This window comes from Tsukamurella soli (assembly GCF_039541155.1).
Lineage (GTDB): Bacteria > Actinomycetota > Actinomycetes > Mycobacteriales > Mycobacteriaceae > Tsukamurella > Tsukamurella soli.
Genome location: NZ_BAABFR010000065.1, coordinates 1 through 16,564, shown reverse-complemented (window position 1 = coordinate 16,564; position 16,564 = coordinate 1). Strand labels below are relative to the sequence as shown.

Annotated in this window: 13 protein-coding genes and 1 pseudogene; 3 read left to right on the top strand and 11 right to left on the bottom strand. The window is 69.9% G+C overall.

The features are described 5' to 3' along the window. Positions 1-45: 45 nt before the first annotated feature. The gene (gene glyA, locus ABD908_RS17990; protein ID WP_344998457.1) at positions 46-1,344 is read right to left on the bottom strand and encodes a serine hydroxymethyltransferase; all 1,299 of its coding nucleotides are present in this window, start codon (positions 1,342-1,344) and stop codon (positions 46-48) included. Positions 1,345-1,382: 38 nt separating this feature from the next. Beyond that, entirely contained in the window at positions 1,383-2,594 is a 1,212-nt protein-coding gene (locus ABD908_RS17985; RefSeq protein WP_344998455.1) for a DUF885 domain-containing protein, read from the bottom strand. 163 nt (positions 2,595-2,757) lie between these two features. On the opposite strand from ABD908_RS17985, the gene coaA reads away from it, so the two are divergent. Then, positions 2,758-3,681 (top strand): type I pantothenate kinase, encoded by a 924-nt coding sequence (gene coaA / locus ABD908_RS17980; protein ID WP_344998453.1) that lies wholly within the window; start codon positions 2,758-2,760, stop codon positions 3,679-3,681. Positions 3,682-3,897: 216 nt separating this feature from the next. After that, positions 3,898-6,675 (top strand): acyltransferase family protein, encoded by a 2,778-nt coding sequence (locus ABD908_RS17975; RefSeq protein WP_344998451.1) that lies wholly within the window; start codon positions 3,898-3,900, stop codon positions 6,673-6,675. A gap of 134 nt (positions 6,676-6,809) precedes the next feature. Here the strand turns inward: ABD908_RS17975 and ABD908_RS17970 are convergent, their stop codons facing one another. Further along, positions 6,810-7,619, bottom strand: coding sequence for an isoprenyl transferase (locus ABD908_RS17970; RefSeq protein ID WP_344998489.1), 810 nt, complete (start codon positions 7,617-7,619; stop codon positions 6,810-6,812). Between the two features lie 183 nt (positions 7,620-7,802). Between ABD908_RS17970 and ABD908_RS17965 the strand changes: the two genes are divergently transcribed. Continuing rightward, positions 7,803-8,654 carry a DUF559 domain-containing protein gene (locus ABD908_RS17965; RefSeq protein ID WP_344998449.1) on the top strand — a complete coding sequence of 284 codons (852 nt, stop codon included), beginning with the start codon at positions 7,803-7,805 and terminating at the stop codon, positions 8,652-8,654. Positions 8,655-8,849: 195 nt separating this feature from the next. On the opposite strand, the gene ABD908_RS17960 is transcribed toward ABD908_RS17965, so the two are convergent. From ABD908_RS17960 to ABD908_RS17925, 8 genes and pseudogenes are all read right to left on the bottom strand, one after another. Next, positions 8,850-10,052 carry an FAD-dependent oxidoreductase gene (locus ABD908_RS17960; RefSeq protein ID WP_344998447.1) on the bottom strand — a complete coding sequence of 401 codons (1,203 nt, stop codon included), beginning with the start codon at positions 10,050-10,052 and terminating at the stop codon, positions 8,850-8,852. A gap of 157 nt (positions 10,053-10,209) precedes the next feature. Continuing rightward, complete coding sequence (locus ABD908_RS17955) at positions 10,210-10,866, bottom strand: PadR family transcriptional regulator (RefSeq protein WP_344998445.1); 657 nt, start codon at positions 10,864-10,866, stop codon at positions 10,210-10,212. A gap of 153 nt (positions 10,867-11,019) precedes the next feature. Then, positions 11,020-11,805: an ABC transporter ATP-binding protein gene (locus ABD908_RS17950; RefSeq protein WP_344998443.1), complete on the bottom strand. Its 786-nt coding sequence runs from the start codon at positions 11,803-11,805 to the stop codon at positions 11,020-11,022. After that, positions 11,805-12,893, bottom strand: a complete 1,089-nt coding sequence (locus ABD908_RS17945) for a taurine ABC transporter substrate-binding protein (protein WP_344998441.1) — start codon at positions 12,891-12,893, stop codon at positions 11,805-11,807. Before ABD908_RS17945 ends, ABD908_RS17950 begins: the two co-directional genes overlap by 1 nt. Then, the gene (locus ABD908_RS17940; RefSeq protein WP_344998439.1) at positions 12,890-13,750 is read right to left on the bottom strand and encodes an ABC transporter permease; all 861 of its coding nucleotides are present in this window, start codon (positions 13,748-13,750) and stop codon (positions 12,890-12,892) included. Before ABD908_RS17940 ends, ABD908_RS17945 begins: the two co-directional genes overlap by 4 nt. Further along, a pseudogene (locus tag ABD908_RS17935) lies at positions 13,750-14,526 on the bottom strand (SDR family NAD(P)-dependent oxidoreductase); the annotation flags it as partial. The pseudogene ABD908_RS17935 and the gene ABD908_RS17940, both read right to left, overlap by 1 nt. Before the next feature lie 75 nt (positions 14,527-14,601). Further along, a complete protein-coding gene (locus ABD908_RS17930; RefSeq protein WP_344998487.1) occupies positions 14,602-15,096 on the bottom strand; it encodes a DinB family protein in 495 nt (164 codons plus the stop codon). Positions 15,097-15,144: 48 nt separating this feature from the next. Beyond that, on the bottom strand, positions 15,145-16,227 hold the full coding sequence (locus ABD908_RS17925; RefSeq protein WP_344998435.1) for a 3-deoxy-7-phosphoheptulonate synthase: 1,083 nt from the start codon (positions 16,225-16,227) through the stop codon (positions 15,145-15,147). Positions 16,228-16,564 lie beyond the last annotated feature (337 nt).

Here is a 16,564-nt window from a genome sequence, read left to right as displayed (position 1 = left end):
AAGTTACGACAACCTGTGCGCGCGGCCGTTGTCCTGCTACGAGCGCTAGCGCGACAGCAGACCCCAGTCCTCGAGCCCGTCGTACAGCGGCAGCTCGAGCGCCAGCGCCGACACCCGCGCCCGCAGCGCGGGTACGTCGGCGGAGCTTCCCGCGGCGAGCGCCGTACCGATGATGTCCGCCACCTCGGTGAACTCCTTCGCACCGAAGCCGCGGGTCGCCAGCGCGGCCGTGCCGATCCGCAGGCCCGACGTGACCATCGGCGGGCGCGGGTCGAACGGCACCGCGTTCCGGTTGACGGTGATGCCGATCTCGTGCAGCAGGTCCTCGCCCTGCTGACCGTCGAGCGCGCTGTTCCGCAGGTCCACGAGTACCAGGTGCACGTCGGTGCCGCCGGTCAGGACGGTGACTCCGGCGTCGGCGACGTCGGTCGCGGTGAGCCGCTCGGCGAGCAGCCGGGCACCGTCGATGGTGCGCTGCTGTCGCTCTTTGAACTCGTCGGTCGCCGCCACCTTGAGTGCGACCGCCTTCGCCGCGATCACGTGCATCAGCGGCCCGCCCTGCTGGCCCGGGAACACCGCCGAGTTGAGCTTCTTCGCCCACTCCTGCTTGGCCAGGATCAGGCCGGACCGCGGTCCGCCGAGGGTCTTGTGCACGGTCGACGACACGACGTCGGCGTACGGCACCGGCGACGGGTGCAGGCCCGCCGCCACGAGGCCCGCGAAGTGGGCCATGTCGACCCAGAGCTTGGCTCCCACCTCGTCCGCGATGGACCGGAACGCCGCGAAGTCGAGGTGGCGGGGGTACGCGGACCAGCCGGCGACGATCACCTCGGGCCGGGTGTCGAGGGCGATCTTGCGCACCTCGTCCATGTCGACGCGGTGATCCTCCTTCGACACCCCGTAGAAGACGTTCTCGTACAACTTTCCGGAGAAGTTGAGCCGCATGCCGTGCGTGAGATGGCCACCGTGTGCGAGGTCCAGGCCCATGAGCTTCTCGCCCGGCTGCATCAGCGCCATCAGCACCGCCGCATTGGCCTGCGCGCCGGAGTGCGGCTGCACGTTCGCGAACTCGGCTCCGAACAGCTCCTTCGCGCGGTCACGCGCGAGATCCTCGACAACGTCGACGTACTCGCAGCCGCCGTAGTAGCGGCGTCCCGGGTAGCCCTCCGCGTACTTGTTGGTCAGCACGCTCCCCTGCGCCTGCAGGACCGCCCGCGGCACGAAGTTCTCCGACGCGATCATCTCCAGCGTGTCCCGCTGACGCGACAACTCGCCGTGCATGGCGGCGGCCACCTCGGGATCGAGCTCCGCCAGGGTCGCGTTGTTCACGCTGGGTTCCGTCATGCCGCTCAGTCTATTAGGGCCTGCCGACAGGTCCCCGGTCAGGCGGCGAGCTCTCGCCGCAGGCCCGACGGTGTCAGGGGCTCGTCGAGCAGCCTGCCGAACCGGCGCAGGCGTTCGGGCCCCGGTCGCGCCACCTCCAGCCACCGCGCGAGCAGGGCGTATCCCTCCACGTAGGTGGATATGTAGGCCCGCCACAGCGACGACGAGAGGAACCGCAGCGACTGCCGCGCCGACTGCTCCGACATCAGCGCCCACCGCTGCAGGTAGGCCACCACGTCCTCGGGGTCGGCGTGCCGGTCGTGCAGCATCAGCGCGGCGTCCTGCCGAACGTGCAGCAGTCCGGCGCTCGCGCGCGCGATCCGCTCGTGCAGGTCACCGTCGAACCCGAGGCCGAGGTCGGCGTAGATCTCCTGCGCCCACCGCCCCCACCCGGCGCCGATCGCGGCGCCCAGCGCATGGTCGGCCAGGCCCTCCGCCATCAGGCACTGCGGCGTGTTCACCAGGAAGATCGTCTGCTCGGGCTGCTGGGCGCCGTGCACCAGCCGCTCCTCCTTGCGGCAGTGCTCGGTGTGATGCCCCGGGTACGCCTCGTGCGCGATCAGATGCGGCAACACCGAGAGGTACTGCGTCAGATCGCCGTTCACGGCCACCGTCGAGCGGTATCCGCCGCGGTAGTAGTTGAACCCCGACCACGGCTTGTCGCCGACGATCTCGAACTCGACGGTCTCACTCTCCGGCAGCGGGTAACGCCCGCGCACCACGTCGCGCAGCGCGCCGGCGAGCGCGTCCACCACCTCGGCGACCCGCGCGGGCGGCACCTCCGCTCGCGCCTTGGCCGCCAGGATCCGCTCCCGTAGGGGGCCCGCACCGGGAACGGCCTCGTCGAGCGCAGCGTGTGCGGCCTCGTACCCCGCGGTGTCGGCGGGGGCGATGTCCACGTCGAAGTACGCCCGCACCTCGTCCACGAAACCGATGTCGGCACCGTCGAACTTCCGGGCCGAGCACTCCAGGGCCGCCACATGGCCCAGCAGGAACTCGCGGCGATCGGCCGGTAGGGACGTGTCCGAGCGCAGATCCGCCAGCAGCGCGCGGGCGTCGGCGGCCAGGCCCGACGGTGTCGGTGCGGGCCCCTCGGCGACGACCCGACGGTGGCCCGGGTCACCGAAGTAGGCGTCCACGAAGCCCGGCTCGATGCGGTCGAAGGCCAGGCCGAGGCGCAGGTACCGGTCCGCGAGCGGCATTTCCCTCATGGCGGCAGGTTAGCCGCAGCGGCCCGCGCGCGTGCGGGACCCGGCGTCCCATGTGCCACCCCGGCGCTCCCGAAGGCGCCGCGGCACGGACCCCGGAGGTGCGCCGCCAGGTGCCATTCGCCAGACTGAGGTGCATGTCGTCGGCGACCCATCCGCGCACCTCGTGAGCGAACCGAGTCCTTACATAGAGCTCGACCGCGCGCAATGGCGGGAGCTCCGGCAGGCCACGCCCCTGTCGCTGACCGAGGACGAACTGCGGGACCTGCGCGGCCTGGGCGAGCAGATCGACCTGGCCGAGGTCGCCGAGGTGTACCTGCCGCTGTCGCGGCTCATCCACCTCCAGGTCGCCGCCCGGCAGCGACTGTACGCCGCGACCGCGACATTCCTCGGCGAACAGCGGCACGATGCGCAGGTGCCGTTCGTGATCGGTGTGGCCGGGTCGGTCGCGGTCGGGAAGTCGACGACGGCCCGCGTCCTGCAGGCCCTACTCGCGCGGTGGGAGTCGCATCCGCGGGTCGACCTGGTGACCACCGACGGCTTCCTCTATCCCAGCGCCGAACTCGAACGCCGGGGGATCATGCACCGCAAGGGTTTTCCGGAGTCCTACGACCGGCGGGCACTACTCCGCTTCGTCACCGCGGTGAAGTCCGGCGCCGAGGACGTGACCGCGCCCGTGTACTCGCACCAGCTGTACGACCGGGTGCCGGGGCAGGCCATCCACGTGCAGCGGCCCGACATCCTGATCATCGAGGGCCTCAACGTACTGCAGACCGGTCCGCGGCTGATGATCTCCGACCTGTTCGACTTCTCGCTGTACGTCGACGCGCGGATCGAGGATATCGAGCGGTGGTACGTCGACCGCTTCCTGTCGATGCGGACCACCGCCTTCGCCGACCCGCGGTCGCACTTCCACCACTACGCCGGACTCAGCGACCGGCAGGCCACCGACCGCGCGCGCGGCATCTGGGCGGGCATCAACCGGCCGAACCTCGTACAGAACATCCTGCCCACCCGGCCCCGCGCCACGCTCGTGCTGCGCAAGGACGCCGACCACTCCATCAACCGGGTCCGCCTGCGCAAACTGTGACGCGATCGACCACGGGACCCGGACGCCCACAGTGTATTCGGTTTTCCAGCGGTTCCGCGCGCGTGGATTCGTCTCAAATCGGCCGGTAGCCCACTCGACGAATGGAACGTGTCGGACGGCCCGAATACAGTAGGCCTCCGGCACCATCTCGATGCCCCGGCATCGGCCCGGGCGGGACGTGCCACACCGCACGCGAACAGGGGGTCGATCCGGGGTATGCCGCGCCCAACGCACAACGAGGCCTCGTACCTGCCGGGGCTGGACGGACTCCGCGCCATCGCCGTGATCTTCGTCATCGGATACCACCTGGGAGCACCCGGATTCGGAGGCGGACTGCTCGGGGTCGGGGTCTTCTTCACCCTGAGCGGCTTCTTGATCACGTCGCTGCTGATCCGCTCGCGCGAGCGCACCGGCGGCCTCGAGCTCGGCACCTTCTGGCTGCGCCGGGCCCGTCGCCTACTGCCGGCCCTCGTGCTGGTGCTGGCCGCGACGCTCGCGACCGCCGCCATCGCCACCCCCACGCAGCTGGGGCGCGACGCCCGGCAGTCCCTGAGCGCGCTGCTCTACGTCAACAACTGGTACACGATCAGCGGCACCGTGTCGTATTTCGATCGATTCAGCGGCCCCGCTCCGCTCAGCCACCTCTGGTCGCTGTCGATCGAGGAGCAGTTCTACCTCGTGTGGCCGCTGCTGCTCGCCGGTCTGTACCGCCTGTCGCGCCGCCGCTGGGCGGTCACGCTGGCCGTCCTCGCCATGTCGGCGGCCAGCTTCTACCTCCTACGCGCCCTGGCGCATCCCGGCTTCGACACCACCCGCGCGTACGAGGGCACCGACACCCGCGCGGGCGGCCTGCTGCTGGGTGCGGCCCTCGCGTTCTGGTGGCCCGCGCGCAAGCACACCGTGGGCGAGCGCGCACGCACGTGGATCGATGTGCTCGGCCTCGCCGGGGTGGCCCTGATGATCCACCTGGTGGTCGACACCTTCGACGGTGCGATGTCCCTGTACCGCAGCGGGATCCTGCTGTGCACGATCGCCACCCTGGGGGTGCTGATCGCCGCGGTCACCCCGCAGACCCTCGTCGCCTCGCTGCTGTCGCTGCCGCCACTGCGATGGATCGGGGAGCGCTCGTATGGCATCTATCTGTGGCATATGCCGGTGATCGCCTTCCTACCCGTCGCCGTGCGGACCGGCTCACACCTGTTCAGCGCCCTGGTCGTGATCGCCGCGACGCTACTGCTCGCGACACTCTCCTGGACCTTCGTCGAGGATCCCGTCCGGCGGTACGGTTTCCGTGCCGCGCTCACCGCCCTACGCCCAGCGGAGGACACCGTGCTCTACCGAACCACTGCCTACCTCATCGCACGGCTCGAGGGAGCCGCTGCGGCGCTGACCCGGCTGCAACAGCATCGCCTCGCGACCGCGCTGGGTACGACGGTGCCGGCCGGGTCGACGGTGCCCACCGCGGTCTCGGAGCACTTCGACGCCACAGAGCAGCCGCCGGCGGCGCCCGGCCTCGACGCAACGGACTGCCCGAAGTCGGACGGCGCCGAGCCCGACAGGGAAAATGACCCAGACGTGGCCCCGGACCTGCGCGCGCTCCCGACTGCGCCGGTTCCGCCCAGCGAGAGCGACACCGTCCGGTTCCGGTCGGTGCCGGCCGAGCCTGCGGCACCGACCGAGGACCTGCCAGGGGTGTCCCCCACTCCCTCGTACCGGCCGGTCCCCATCTGCCGAACCCTGGCGGTGCCCCCGGACACCACCGCCGAACAGCCGGCCGACCCGCATCGATCGGAGCAGCCCGAGTCAGCGCCACCTGAGTCTGAGGAGGACGAGGCAGGACCGGCGGCCCCCGCCGAGTCCCTCGAAGATGCCGTCGAGGACGCCTCCGAGGAGGATGCGAGTCCCGCGGACGATCCGGTCGCAGGAGTGGTCGGCAGCGACGCGGAGGAGCCCGCCGGCGACGGCGACCAATCCGGAGCCGAACTGCCGGGGCACCAGGCACCGTCGGACCGGCGCGTACGCCCCCGACGCCCGCGCCTGCGAGCCGCGGTGACGACCGCATCCGTGATCGCGGTCGCGGTCGTGGTGATGGTCGGCGCGTCCGCGGTGTCGCCGACCGCAGCCGTCGTGCGCGCCCTCGCCGACGCACCAGCGGCGCAGCCGACGAACGACATCACCGACCCCGGCACACCGCAGGCGACACCCGTCGGTCCCACCCTGCAGCCTGCCGCGCGGCGCACCCGGTGCAGCACGGTGGTGCACATCGGCGACTCGACGTCGATCGGGATGAACAGCGCGGATACGCTGCCCGACCCTGCTACCCGGCTCGTGGGCAGGTACGAGCAGTACGGCGCCAGCAACGTGATCACCGACATCTCCGGCGGCCGGTCGAGCCTGGAGGAGGTCGACGGGCAACCCAACGCCACCAAGGCGATCAAGGCGATCATGGCGCGCGGCGTGCGCGGCTGCTGGGTGATCGCGATGGGGCTGAACGACGCCGCGAACGTCGAGGTCGGCGGCGAAGGCCCCGTGGACATGCGGATCGATCGGCTCCTCCAGCCCATCGGAAACCAGCCCGTGCTGTGGCCGACGGTGATCACCAACCAGCTCAACAGCAACCCCGCCTACGCCGAGCCCGTGATGCAGAACTTCAACCGCGCCCTGCTCCGTGCCTGCAAGCGGTATCCGAACCTGCGGATCTACGACTGGGCGGGCGAGGTCGACCAGAGTTGGTTCCTGGACGGTATCCACTACACCGCCACCGGCGACGCCGAGCGTGCCCGACGGTTCGCCGTGGCGCTCGCGACCGAGTTCCCCAAGACCGACTTCCCGCCTGCCGGTTGCGTGCTGACGTCCACCTCCGCGGTAGTCGGCGCGCCTGGATCTTCGTCGACGACGCCTACGGCACCCTCGCCGGTCCTCCCCGCAGCAGCCTCCTCGACTGCAGCGAGCCGCGTCTCGTCGGCGCCGCCGACCACCTCAGCCGGCAGCTGACGGATCAGCGGGCACCACGCGCCGAACCGACACCCACCGAACCACACCGGCCGCGACACTCCGTTCGTACCTCACTACGCGCCGAACCGACACCCACCGAACCACGCCGGCCGCGACACTCCGTTCGTACCTCACTACGCGCCGAACCGGCGGTGCCGGTTGCCGTAGTCCCGTAACGCCCGCAGGAAGTCGACCCGACGGAACTCGGGCCAATACGCCTCCGTGAACCAGATCTCGCTGTACGCGCTCTGCCACAGCAGGAATCCCGACAGCCGCTGCTCCCCCGACGTGCGGATCACCAGGTCCGGGTCCGGCTGCCCACGGGTGTACAGGTGCTGATCGATGCCCTCCACGGTGATCGCATCGACCAACTCATCGGCTGAGGCGCCGGCCGCCAGCCGGTCCGCGAGCAGGGACCGCACGGCGTCGACGATCTCCTTGCGGCCGCCGTACCCCACGGCCACGTTGACGTGGGTACCGGTGCGGCCCACCGTGTTCTCCGCGGCGTGGGTCAGCCGACGGGCGGCATCGGGCGGCAACAGCTCCATCGCGCCGACGATCTTCACCGACCAGTTCTTGTCCGGCCCCGAGAGTTCCTCCACGACGTCCGTGATGATCTCGAGCAGCGCCGCCAACTCGTCTGGGTCGCGACGCAGGTTCTCGGTCGACAACAGATAGATGGTCGCGAGCTCTATCCCGGCCTCGTCGCACCAGCCCAGCATCTCGGCGATCTTCTTGGCGCCCATGCGGTAGCCGTGGCTCACGTCGTCGAAACCCGCAGCGCGGGCCCAACGCCGGTTACCGTCGCACAGCACCGCGACATGCCGTGGCGTATGCGCGCCGGCCAGCCGCGCACGCGCGATCTCGCTGCGCAGCCGCCGCTCGTACAGGTGATACACGGGTTCGGATAGACGAGAAGTGGGGACGCCGGGGAGGTCGGGAATCTTCGGGGCGTTCACCACGACGGCAACCTTACCGCCGCTCCATGTGAACCTGGTGTGGATCACGTCGGGGACCGTCCGGCAGGCGCAGCCCCACCTCCCGACCGGCCCTGATCGATCGAATCGGAACCGGCGAGGGTGCCGGCGCGTCCAATGGTTATGGGGACATTCACGCAGGAGCGAACGGTGGCTCGGCACCTTGCCGACCACGACGGCATCATCACCCGTCGCGAGGCTTTGGCGCTGGGGTTGAGCACGTCGGCAGTGGACCGACGGGTACGCGCGAAACTGTGGCATCAGCTCGGGTCGGGGATGTACCTCGCGACGACACACCCCCTCACCGAAGCAGCGCGGCTGCGGGCGGCCACCAAGATCGCGGGCGGCGCAGCCGACTCACTGAGCGCGGCCTGGTGGCACGGCTTGGCGGACGACCTTCCCGACGTGGTGACGGTGACCGTCCCACCTGGCCGGAAGCCGAGGACGCGCGGGGCGATCCGCTTCGAGGTGACTCGGCGGCGCTTGCCGGCCGAGGACGTCGACCTGCTCCGCGGCGTTGCGGTGACACGGGCACCGTTCTCCATCCTCGAGGCGGCTACGGCTGCGGGCGGACCCCTTATGGACCGCGCCCTGCAGACGGGCGCGGTGACCCTGACCACGTTGGAGAAGGCGCTCGCGCGGAATGCCGGCCGTCCGGGGCTCGCGGAGGCTCGACGATTGGTAGCCGTCGCAGCGGGCGACGCGGAGTCCGAGGCAGAGCGGCATTTCGCGCGGCTCCTCCGCCTGCATCGGATCGGCGGCTGGGTCCAGCAGATGCCGTTCGGGATCCACCGGCTCGACTTCGCGTTCCCCGTGCAGTTGCTCGCGGTCGAGATCGATGGTTGGGCTTTCCACCGCACCCCGGACCGGGCCGCAGCGGACGCGCAGAAGCAGAACCGCCTCACCATCGCGGGGTGGCGGCCGTTGCGGTTCACCTGGCACCAGCTCGACAGCGCGCCCGAGGACGTGATCGACCAGGTCGTGGCAGCCCTGTCCGTGTGACCACCGGGTCCACTGCACGAGGCGGCCCGTGCTCGCACGCGCGCTCTCCGGGCGGTGATCGGCCCACACCCCGATCCATGTCCGAAAAGCGTCGCGGGGCGACGCTTTTCGGACACGATCACCGGTCATCCCGGCCCACACGCGCGAGCCCATGTGGAATCGCGACCTCCGTCGTCGCAGGTCGCTATCGGTCGATCACTCCCGTGCCGCTGTCGAGACCCTGACCGGCGCGTCCCAGTCGATGCGATAGCGCAGCTCCGACCCGAGCTGCTTCTCCAGATCCATGCGGCGGAACATCAGCGGCATCACTGTCCGCATCACCCGGCGAAGCAGCGGCCCCGGCGTCTTCCTGTGGTTCAGCCGGGCACCGCGCCGGGTTATCGTCTCCACCCGCTCACGACGCAGCCCCTCGTACGCCGCGAACGCCGACTCCGGGTCGGGCAGGTCACGGAGACAGCGCGCGAGCTCGAGCGCGCTCTCGACCGCCAACGACGCCCCCTGTCCGGTGCTGTTCGACGGTGCGTGCACCGCGTCGCCGACCAGCACCATCCGTCCGCGATACCAGTGCGGCACGGGCGGCATGATGTGGATCGCGCCCAGCGGGATCAATGAATCGGCGGTCGTGGCCTGGGCGAGCACCTCCCCGGGCTCATCGCCGGCGTACGTCTCGCGCAGCGTCCGCAACCACTGCTCGGCCGGCACGGCTCGCGCCTCGGTGAGCGACATCGGCGCCCTGGCCGGCAGGTTCACCCCCCACGCTGTGCGCCCGTCCGGGAGGACCCAATACAGGTAGTACGCGCGAGAACCGAAGGCGAAGTGCATGAGCCCGGGTTCGGCGTCGAGGCGGACGTCCACCGCCGCGCCGAAGCCGAGCAGGCCCGTGTAGCCGGCGCCCGGCGCGTTCGGGTCGATCAGCGTGCGCACTGTCGAGTGCACCCCGTCTGCGCCGATCAGGACGTCGGCCGTGGCAGTGGTGCCGTCGGCGAAGACGGCGGTGATCCCGTCGGGTTCCTCGCCGGCAGACACGAGCCGTCGGCCGTACTCGAACACGACGCCCGCGTCGACCGCACGCTCGCGCAGCACGCGGTAGAGATCGCCGCGGTCGACCATCTGCTGGGGTTCCAGATCCGAGAGTCCGGGCAGGTCGATCACGGCGTGCCCGATGGACACGGCCGTCCTGATGATCGGGATCGCGATCGCGCGGACGGCGTCGCCGGCGCCGATGACGTCCAGCGCGGCCATGCCGTTCGGGGCGATGGCCAGGGTGCTGCCGATTCCGTCGGACGGGCCGGGGTACGCCTCGCAGACGGTGACGGCGATCCCCGCCCTCCTGAGCGCGATGGCGGTGGTGGGGCCGGCGATACCGCCCCCGACGACCAGTGCAGTGGTGATGGACACGATGTCTCCTCGGGTGTAGTGGTGCGTGTCTGTTCCACCCGTGAGGACGCCCGGTTATCGTTGGTTGCCACCTCGTGGCCGGGCTCGTCGCTACGGGTCTGGGTTCGGGTAGCCCCGGTCGCGGTGTTGCCGCACCGCGCCGGGGCAGGCTTGTCAGTCAATCGGTCGGTTCCGGCAGCGCCCCTTTCTCCGCGAGCTCGGCGATCTCTACCGGCAGTTCACCGGTCTCGTGCCAGGTCCGCCACATGTCGAGCCCCGGGAACGTGCCACCGGTCAGTTCTGCGATCAGGCCACGGATCCAGTCCGCCTCGGCATCGAGCATCGCGGCCGCGTACTCCGTCTCGATCAGGAACAGCCGCGGTACCTCGGGATGAGCCGCCATGGACTCGCGCTGCGCCGCGACGGCCTGTTCCAGCTGGCCGAGCCTGGTCTGTAGCAGCAACGTCACCTCCTGCGGACCGAGGAGCATCCAGACCGAGAGCCCCGCCTCGAAGCGGGGGTGTTCGGGCGTGAACGTGGCCAGCAGCTCCCGGGTCCAATCGAGCAGCTCCGTACGTCCGGCGTCGGTGATGGCGTAGATCGTGCGCTCAGGGCGGGCGCCGCGCCGGTCGGTACCGACTGCTGCCACGAAGCCGTGCTTCTCCATGTTCTGCACCACGGTGTAGAAGGAACCCCACTTGATGTCGAGCTGCTGATCCTTCCCACGCTCCTTGAGGATCGACGCCATCTCGTAGCGGTGCATAGGCCGGACCCACAGTGTCGACAGCACCGCGAGCGCCAGCAGGTTGTCCACCTTGCGCTTCGTAGTGGCCATGGAATCCCCTCTTCCGAATACTCGTAGACGAATATACGTATCCGAGCAACGGTGGGCAAGAGGTCCACCGTAACAGCGAAGTGCCCGGGAGTTCCGATCTGGAACTCCCGGGCACGCTCGTGCAAAGCACCCGCCCCGGTGGGCCGGTCAGGTTCAGCTGTGTGCGTCGTAGATCGCCTTCGCGAGCTCGACCTTCAGGGTATTGAACTCGGGCGTGGCCAGGACCGAGGGATCACGCACACCGTCGGGGGTGTCGCCCGGGAGCTCGATCCGTCGGTCCACGATGACCCGACCCGGCCGGGCGCTCATCACGAGCACCCGGGTGGACAGGAAGGTCGCCTCCTCGACCGAGTGGGTGATGAACACGATCGTCTTCCCCGCCCGCCGCCAGATCTTGAGCAGGTCGACCTGTAGCCGCTCGCGGGTCAGCGCGTCCAGGGCGCCGTAGGGCTCGTCCATCAGGATGATCGCCGGGTCGTTGACCAGCACCCGCGCGATCTGCGCCCGCTGCTGCATACCGCCGGACAACTCGTACGGGCGCTTGTCGCCGAAGTCGCCCAAGCCCACCAGATCGAGCATCTCCACGGTGCGGCTGCGGCGCTCCGCCTTGGCGACCCCGCGCACCTTCGGCCCGAACTCGACGTTGCCCCGCACGGTCAGCCACGGATACAGCGTGGGTGCCTGAAACACCACGCCGCGGTCGGCCGCGGGTCCGCGGACCTGCGTACCGCCGACGACGACGGTGCCATCGGTCGGCTCGAGGAAGCCGGCGAGCAGTTGCAGGAGCGTCGTCTTGCCGCAGCCGGAAGGGCCCACGATGCTCACGAACTCCCCGGGCTCGATCGTCAGATCGGTCGCCTGAAGCGCGATCGTCGGCCCCGACGCGGTCTCATAGGTCTTGCTCGCCCCGGTCAGGACGACGCGTTCGGCCTCGCTCATTACTTGCCCACCTCCTTGGCCGCGTCGGCATAGACCGCGGATGCGTACGTCTGCGGTGAACCGACCCCGTTGACCTGCCCCTGCTGCAGCAGGAACTGCGCGGTGTTGCGCAGATCCGCCCCGAGCTGCCCACCGAGGTGGTCCGGCTCGGCCTGAGTCGCGGCGTCGAAGTACCGGTAGCCCTTGATCTGCTGCTCGATCTGGGCCACCGGCACGCCGAGCTGCCCCGCGATCCGGACGGATGCCTCGTGCGGGTCGGTGGTCAGCAGCTTGACCGCCCAGTCCTGCGCCGCGGTCCAGATCCGCAGGAACTTCGGGTTGTTCTTGACGAAGTCGGACCGCGCGCCCTCGAGGTCGTAGGTCGGGGATCCCTCCGCCGCGACCTGGGAGCTGTCCGTCAGCACGTGCGCACCGGAGGACAGCAGCTGGCCGAGCGTCGGCTGCCAGATGTAGGCGGCATCGATCTGGCCGCCCACCCAGGCGCCGCGGATCGCGTCCGGCGTCAGATTGATCACGTCGGCGTCGCCGCCGATCCCGGCCTTGTCCAGCGCCGTGAGCAAGCTGTAGTGCGAGGTCGACGCGAAGGGCACGCCGATCTTCTTGCCCTTGAGGTCGGCCACCGTCTTGATCGACGGATCGCGGGCGACCAACGACTCGGCCGGGCCGATCAGGTCCTGGATCCACACGATCTTCATGTCGATGTTGAGCGGCGCCGACAGCGCCTTGGCGGCCGGGGCGCTGCCCAGCAGGCCGATGTCCAGGGAGTTCGCACCGAACGCCTGGATCACATCGCCACCCGACGTGAACTGGCTCCACACCAGCTTCGCGTTGGGCAGGCAGGTCTCGAGCAGACCCGCATCCTTGACGATGACGTCCCCGTCGGGGATCTGCTGCCAGCCGATCCGGACGGTGCCGGTCACACTCGGGTCGGGCGCCACGGGGCACGGAACCGCAGGTCCGATGGCTCGCGACTGCTCCGGCCGGCCGGACTTGACGATGCAGCCGGACAGGCCGCCCGCCAGCGCGGTCGCCACGCCGACGACGGCGACGCCGCGCGTGAGCCTTCCCCATGCGGTCTTCGTGATCATGCCTTCCCCTTCCACGGCACGGCCAGCACGCCGATCCACTTGATGACCCCGTCCAGCACCAGCGCCGTGATACCGATGACCACGATGCAGGCGATGGTGAGCGCGGTGTCGAGCTGTTGACCGGCGAGGTACGCCAGGCCACCGATACCCGGGATGCCGTTGTTCAGCTCAGCGGCGACCACGGTGGTCCACGCGAAGCCGACGGCGATCCGGATACCGTTGATGACCTCCGGCAGTGTCGCCGGGAAGACCACCTTGGTCACCGTCTGCAGCCGGCTCGCACCGAGGGCGCGGGCGGCGTTGATCTGGTCCTGTTTGACCGCCTGCACCCCGTTGACCGTGGAGATCGCGATCGCGGGGAACGCCGCCAGGAACAGCAGCCAGATCTTCGAGGTGTCACCGATGCCGAACCACACGATCAGCAGGCCGATGTAGCCGAGCGGCGGCAGCGAACGAAGGAAGTTCATGTACGGCTCGACGACGGTGTTGATCACCTTCGAGGTGCCCATCAGGAAGCCGACGATCGGCCCCAGGATGATCGCCGCGCCCACGCCCGCGAAGATGCGCTGCAGGCTCGCCACCAGGTGCTCCCACAGGAAGTAGTTCTGCTCGCCGAGCACCTCGCGCGGAACGCCGGGCGCGATCTGGTGCCACGTGCTCGCCTGCACCGCGGCCTGCCACACCGCCGACGGTGTCGGCAGGAACCGCGGGTCCACCCAGCGCAGACCGCTGATCAGCCACCACACGGCGACGAAGGCGACCAGCGCGGTGAGCCGCACCAGCCACGCGCGCACCACCAGCGGTAGCGGCTCGATCACCGCATTCTTGACCCGCAACAGCGGGGGTTCTCCTGCCATCAGGTCGCCCTTCTCTTCACCTGGCCCGGACCCACCTGGTCACGCGGCATGATCAGAATCGAATCGATGTTGACGTGCGGCGGCCGGGTGACCACCCACGTCACGGCGTCCGCGATGTCGTCTGCGGACAACGAGTCGACTCCCTCGTAGACCTTCGCCGCGGCGTCCTCGTCGCCGCGGTACCGCACCACCGAGAACTCCGTCTCGACCATGCCCGGATCGATCTCGGCGACGCGGATCGGTTCGCCGTGCAACTCCAGGCGCAGCACGCGCGTGACGGCGCGGACGGCGTGCTTCGCGGCGTTGTAGCCGGCGCCGCCCACGTACGGCACCGTGGCGGCGACCGAGCCGATCGTCACCACGGTGGCCGACGGTGACTCGCGCAGGCGCGGCAGCAGCCGCTGCGTGACGCGCAGGACGCCGAGCACGTTGGTGTCGTACATCCGCTGCCAATCGGCCTCGTCGGACTCGGCGATCGACTCGCTGCCGATCGCGCCGCCGGCGTTGTTGACCAGGATGTCGGCGCGGTCGATCGCGGCGACGAACGCGTCCACCGACGCCACGTCGGTGACATCGAGCGGCAGCGCCGCCACGATGCGCTCGGGGTACTCCGCCTCGAGCGCCGCCTTGAGCGCCTCGAGCCGATCCGTCCGGCGGGCGCCGAGCACGACGTCGTATCCGGCGCGCACCAGGTGGCGGGCCGTGGCCTCGCCGATCCCACTGCTGGCGCCGGTGATGACGGCGATCTCACTCACGGTTGTCTCCTCTAGGGTCGTCCGACATGGTGTCGGACCGACGCTAGTCGGGACAGCCCTCGAATCACCTCGAGTTGATTACCGCGAACAATGAATTCATAGTGCGCGGGCCGATCCGACGTCCACCCGATGATGCTCGAGGTCGTGCAGCGCGTACACCCCGAGGGTGTGCACGGTGAACCGCGACCCGTCGCTGCGCCGCCCGGGCCGCCGCCAGGCAGCGCCCGGAACACCCCGGTACGAGGCCACGAGAAGATCTGCGGCACAGTCGAGTTCGATAGACACCGCCTCGAGCGATTGCCGATCGTAGCGGGAATCGACCGCGGTGGCGTCCTGGCCCCGGTTCGGGAACGGCGGATCGTCCTGTGCCGGCATCAGTTCCAGTCGGGTGCGCATGATGTCGTGCACGTCTCGCACGTGACATCCGTATTCGGGTACGGACCACGTCGCAGAGTCCGGGCGCACTCGCGCATCGGCCGTGTCGAGCCGTGCCGCCCAGCCGACGGCGGATGCCTCGATCCGGTCCGCGATATCGGCCCGGCGGATGGCTGCCGGGTCGAAACCGCAATCGGGACACGGGAGTTCGAGCACCCAGGTGCAGCCGTTATCATCCGGCACGATCACCGCACCGGTGCGCCCTCAGCCCTCGCGGACAGCCACGGCGAGGGTGTGCAGTACGGCCGCGGTGGTGGCGAAGTCCATGCACTTGTCGGTCACCGACTGCCCGTACACGAGCGGGCCGGGACCGGGCTCCTGGGCGCCGGCCTCGAGGAACGACTCCAGCATGATGCCCGAGATCCCCTGCCGCACCGCCTCGTCCGTGTCGCGCGAGGCGATCATCGCGGCGATCTCGCGGGCCACCTCGGCCTGCTGCTCGTGGTTCTTGCCCGAGTTGGCGTGGCTCGCATCGATCATCAGCCGCGGCGTCAGCCCGGCGCGGCCCAGCGCGGTGACGGCCTCGCGAACCGACCCGGCGTCCCAGTTCGGCCCGCCGCGGCCGCCGCGCAGGATGATGTGGCAGTTGTCGTTGCCCACGGTCTCGACGACCGCGGCGCCACCGTGGTCGTCGGTACCGAAGAAGACGTGCCGGGCGTCGGCCGCACGCACCCCGTCGATCGCGACCTGGACGTTGCCGTCGGTGGCGTTCTTGAACCCGATCGGCATGGACAGCCCCGACGCGAGCTGGCGGTGCACCTGCGACTCGGTGGTGCGGGCGCCGATCGCGCCCCAGGCGACGGTGTCGGCGATGTACTGCGGGCTGGTGGGTTCGAGGAACTCGCAGCCGACGGGCAGCCCGATCTCCAGCACGTCGAGCAGCAGCCGCCGGGCGGTGCGCAGCCCGCGCGGGACGTCGTAGGTCTCGTCCATGCCGGGGTCGTTGATCAGCCCCTTCCAGCCCACGGTGGTGCGCGGCTTCTCGAAGTACACGCGCATCACGACCAGCAGCTTGTCTGCGAGCTGGTCGGCGATCGGCTTCAGGCGGCGCGCGTAGTCGAGAGCCGCCTCCGGGTCGTGGACGGAGCACGGGCCCACCACGACGAGCAGGCGGTCGTCGCGACCCGCGAGGACGTCGGCGATCGCATCGCGATCGGCGGCGACACGGGCGGCCAGCCGGTCCGGGAGTGGAAGTTCGGCCTGCAACTGCGCGGGCGAGGGGATTGCGTGGAATGCCGTGACCCGCCGATTGGAGGTACTGGCGGGGGTGTCCAGCTCGATGGTCATGGTGCCTTCCTAGGTGGCGGGCACTCGGGTGATCCACGGTGCCCTCGAGAACGAGAAAAGGCAGCGATCGCTCGCTGCCTGGCTCCGGGATGGTGTGTCGTCTACGCGCGCAGGGCTGCTCGATCGACGGCCCCTCCCGGAGCCTCGATAAAGCGCCAATACGTCCCGATCACGCCTCGACGGTAGCACATCAGCCCCGCAGCTCCGCCGCCAGCGCATCCCGGTCGGTGACCGGCAGGGCGCAGACGGTGCCGCGGCACACGTACGCGGCAGCGCGGCCACCGACGGGGCCGCGGCCGGCGAGCAGCGGGTGCGAGTCCCGCGCGCCGGTGATGAC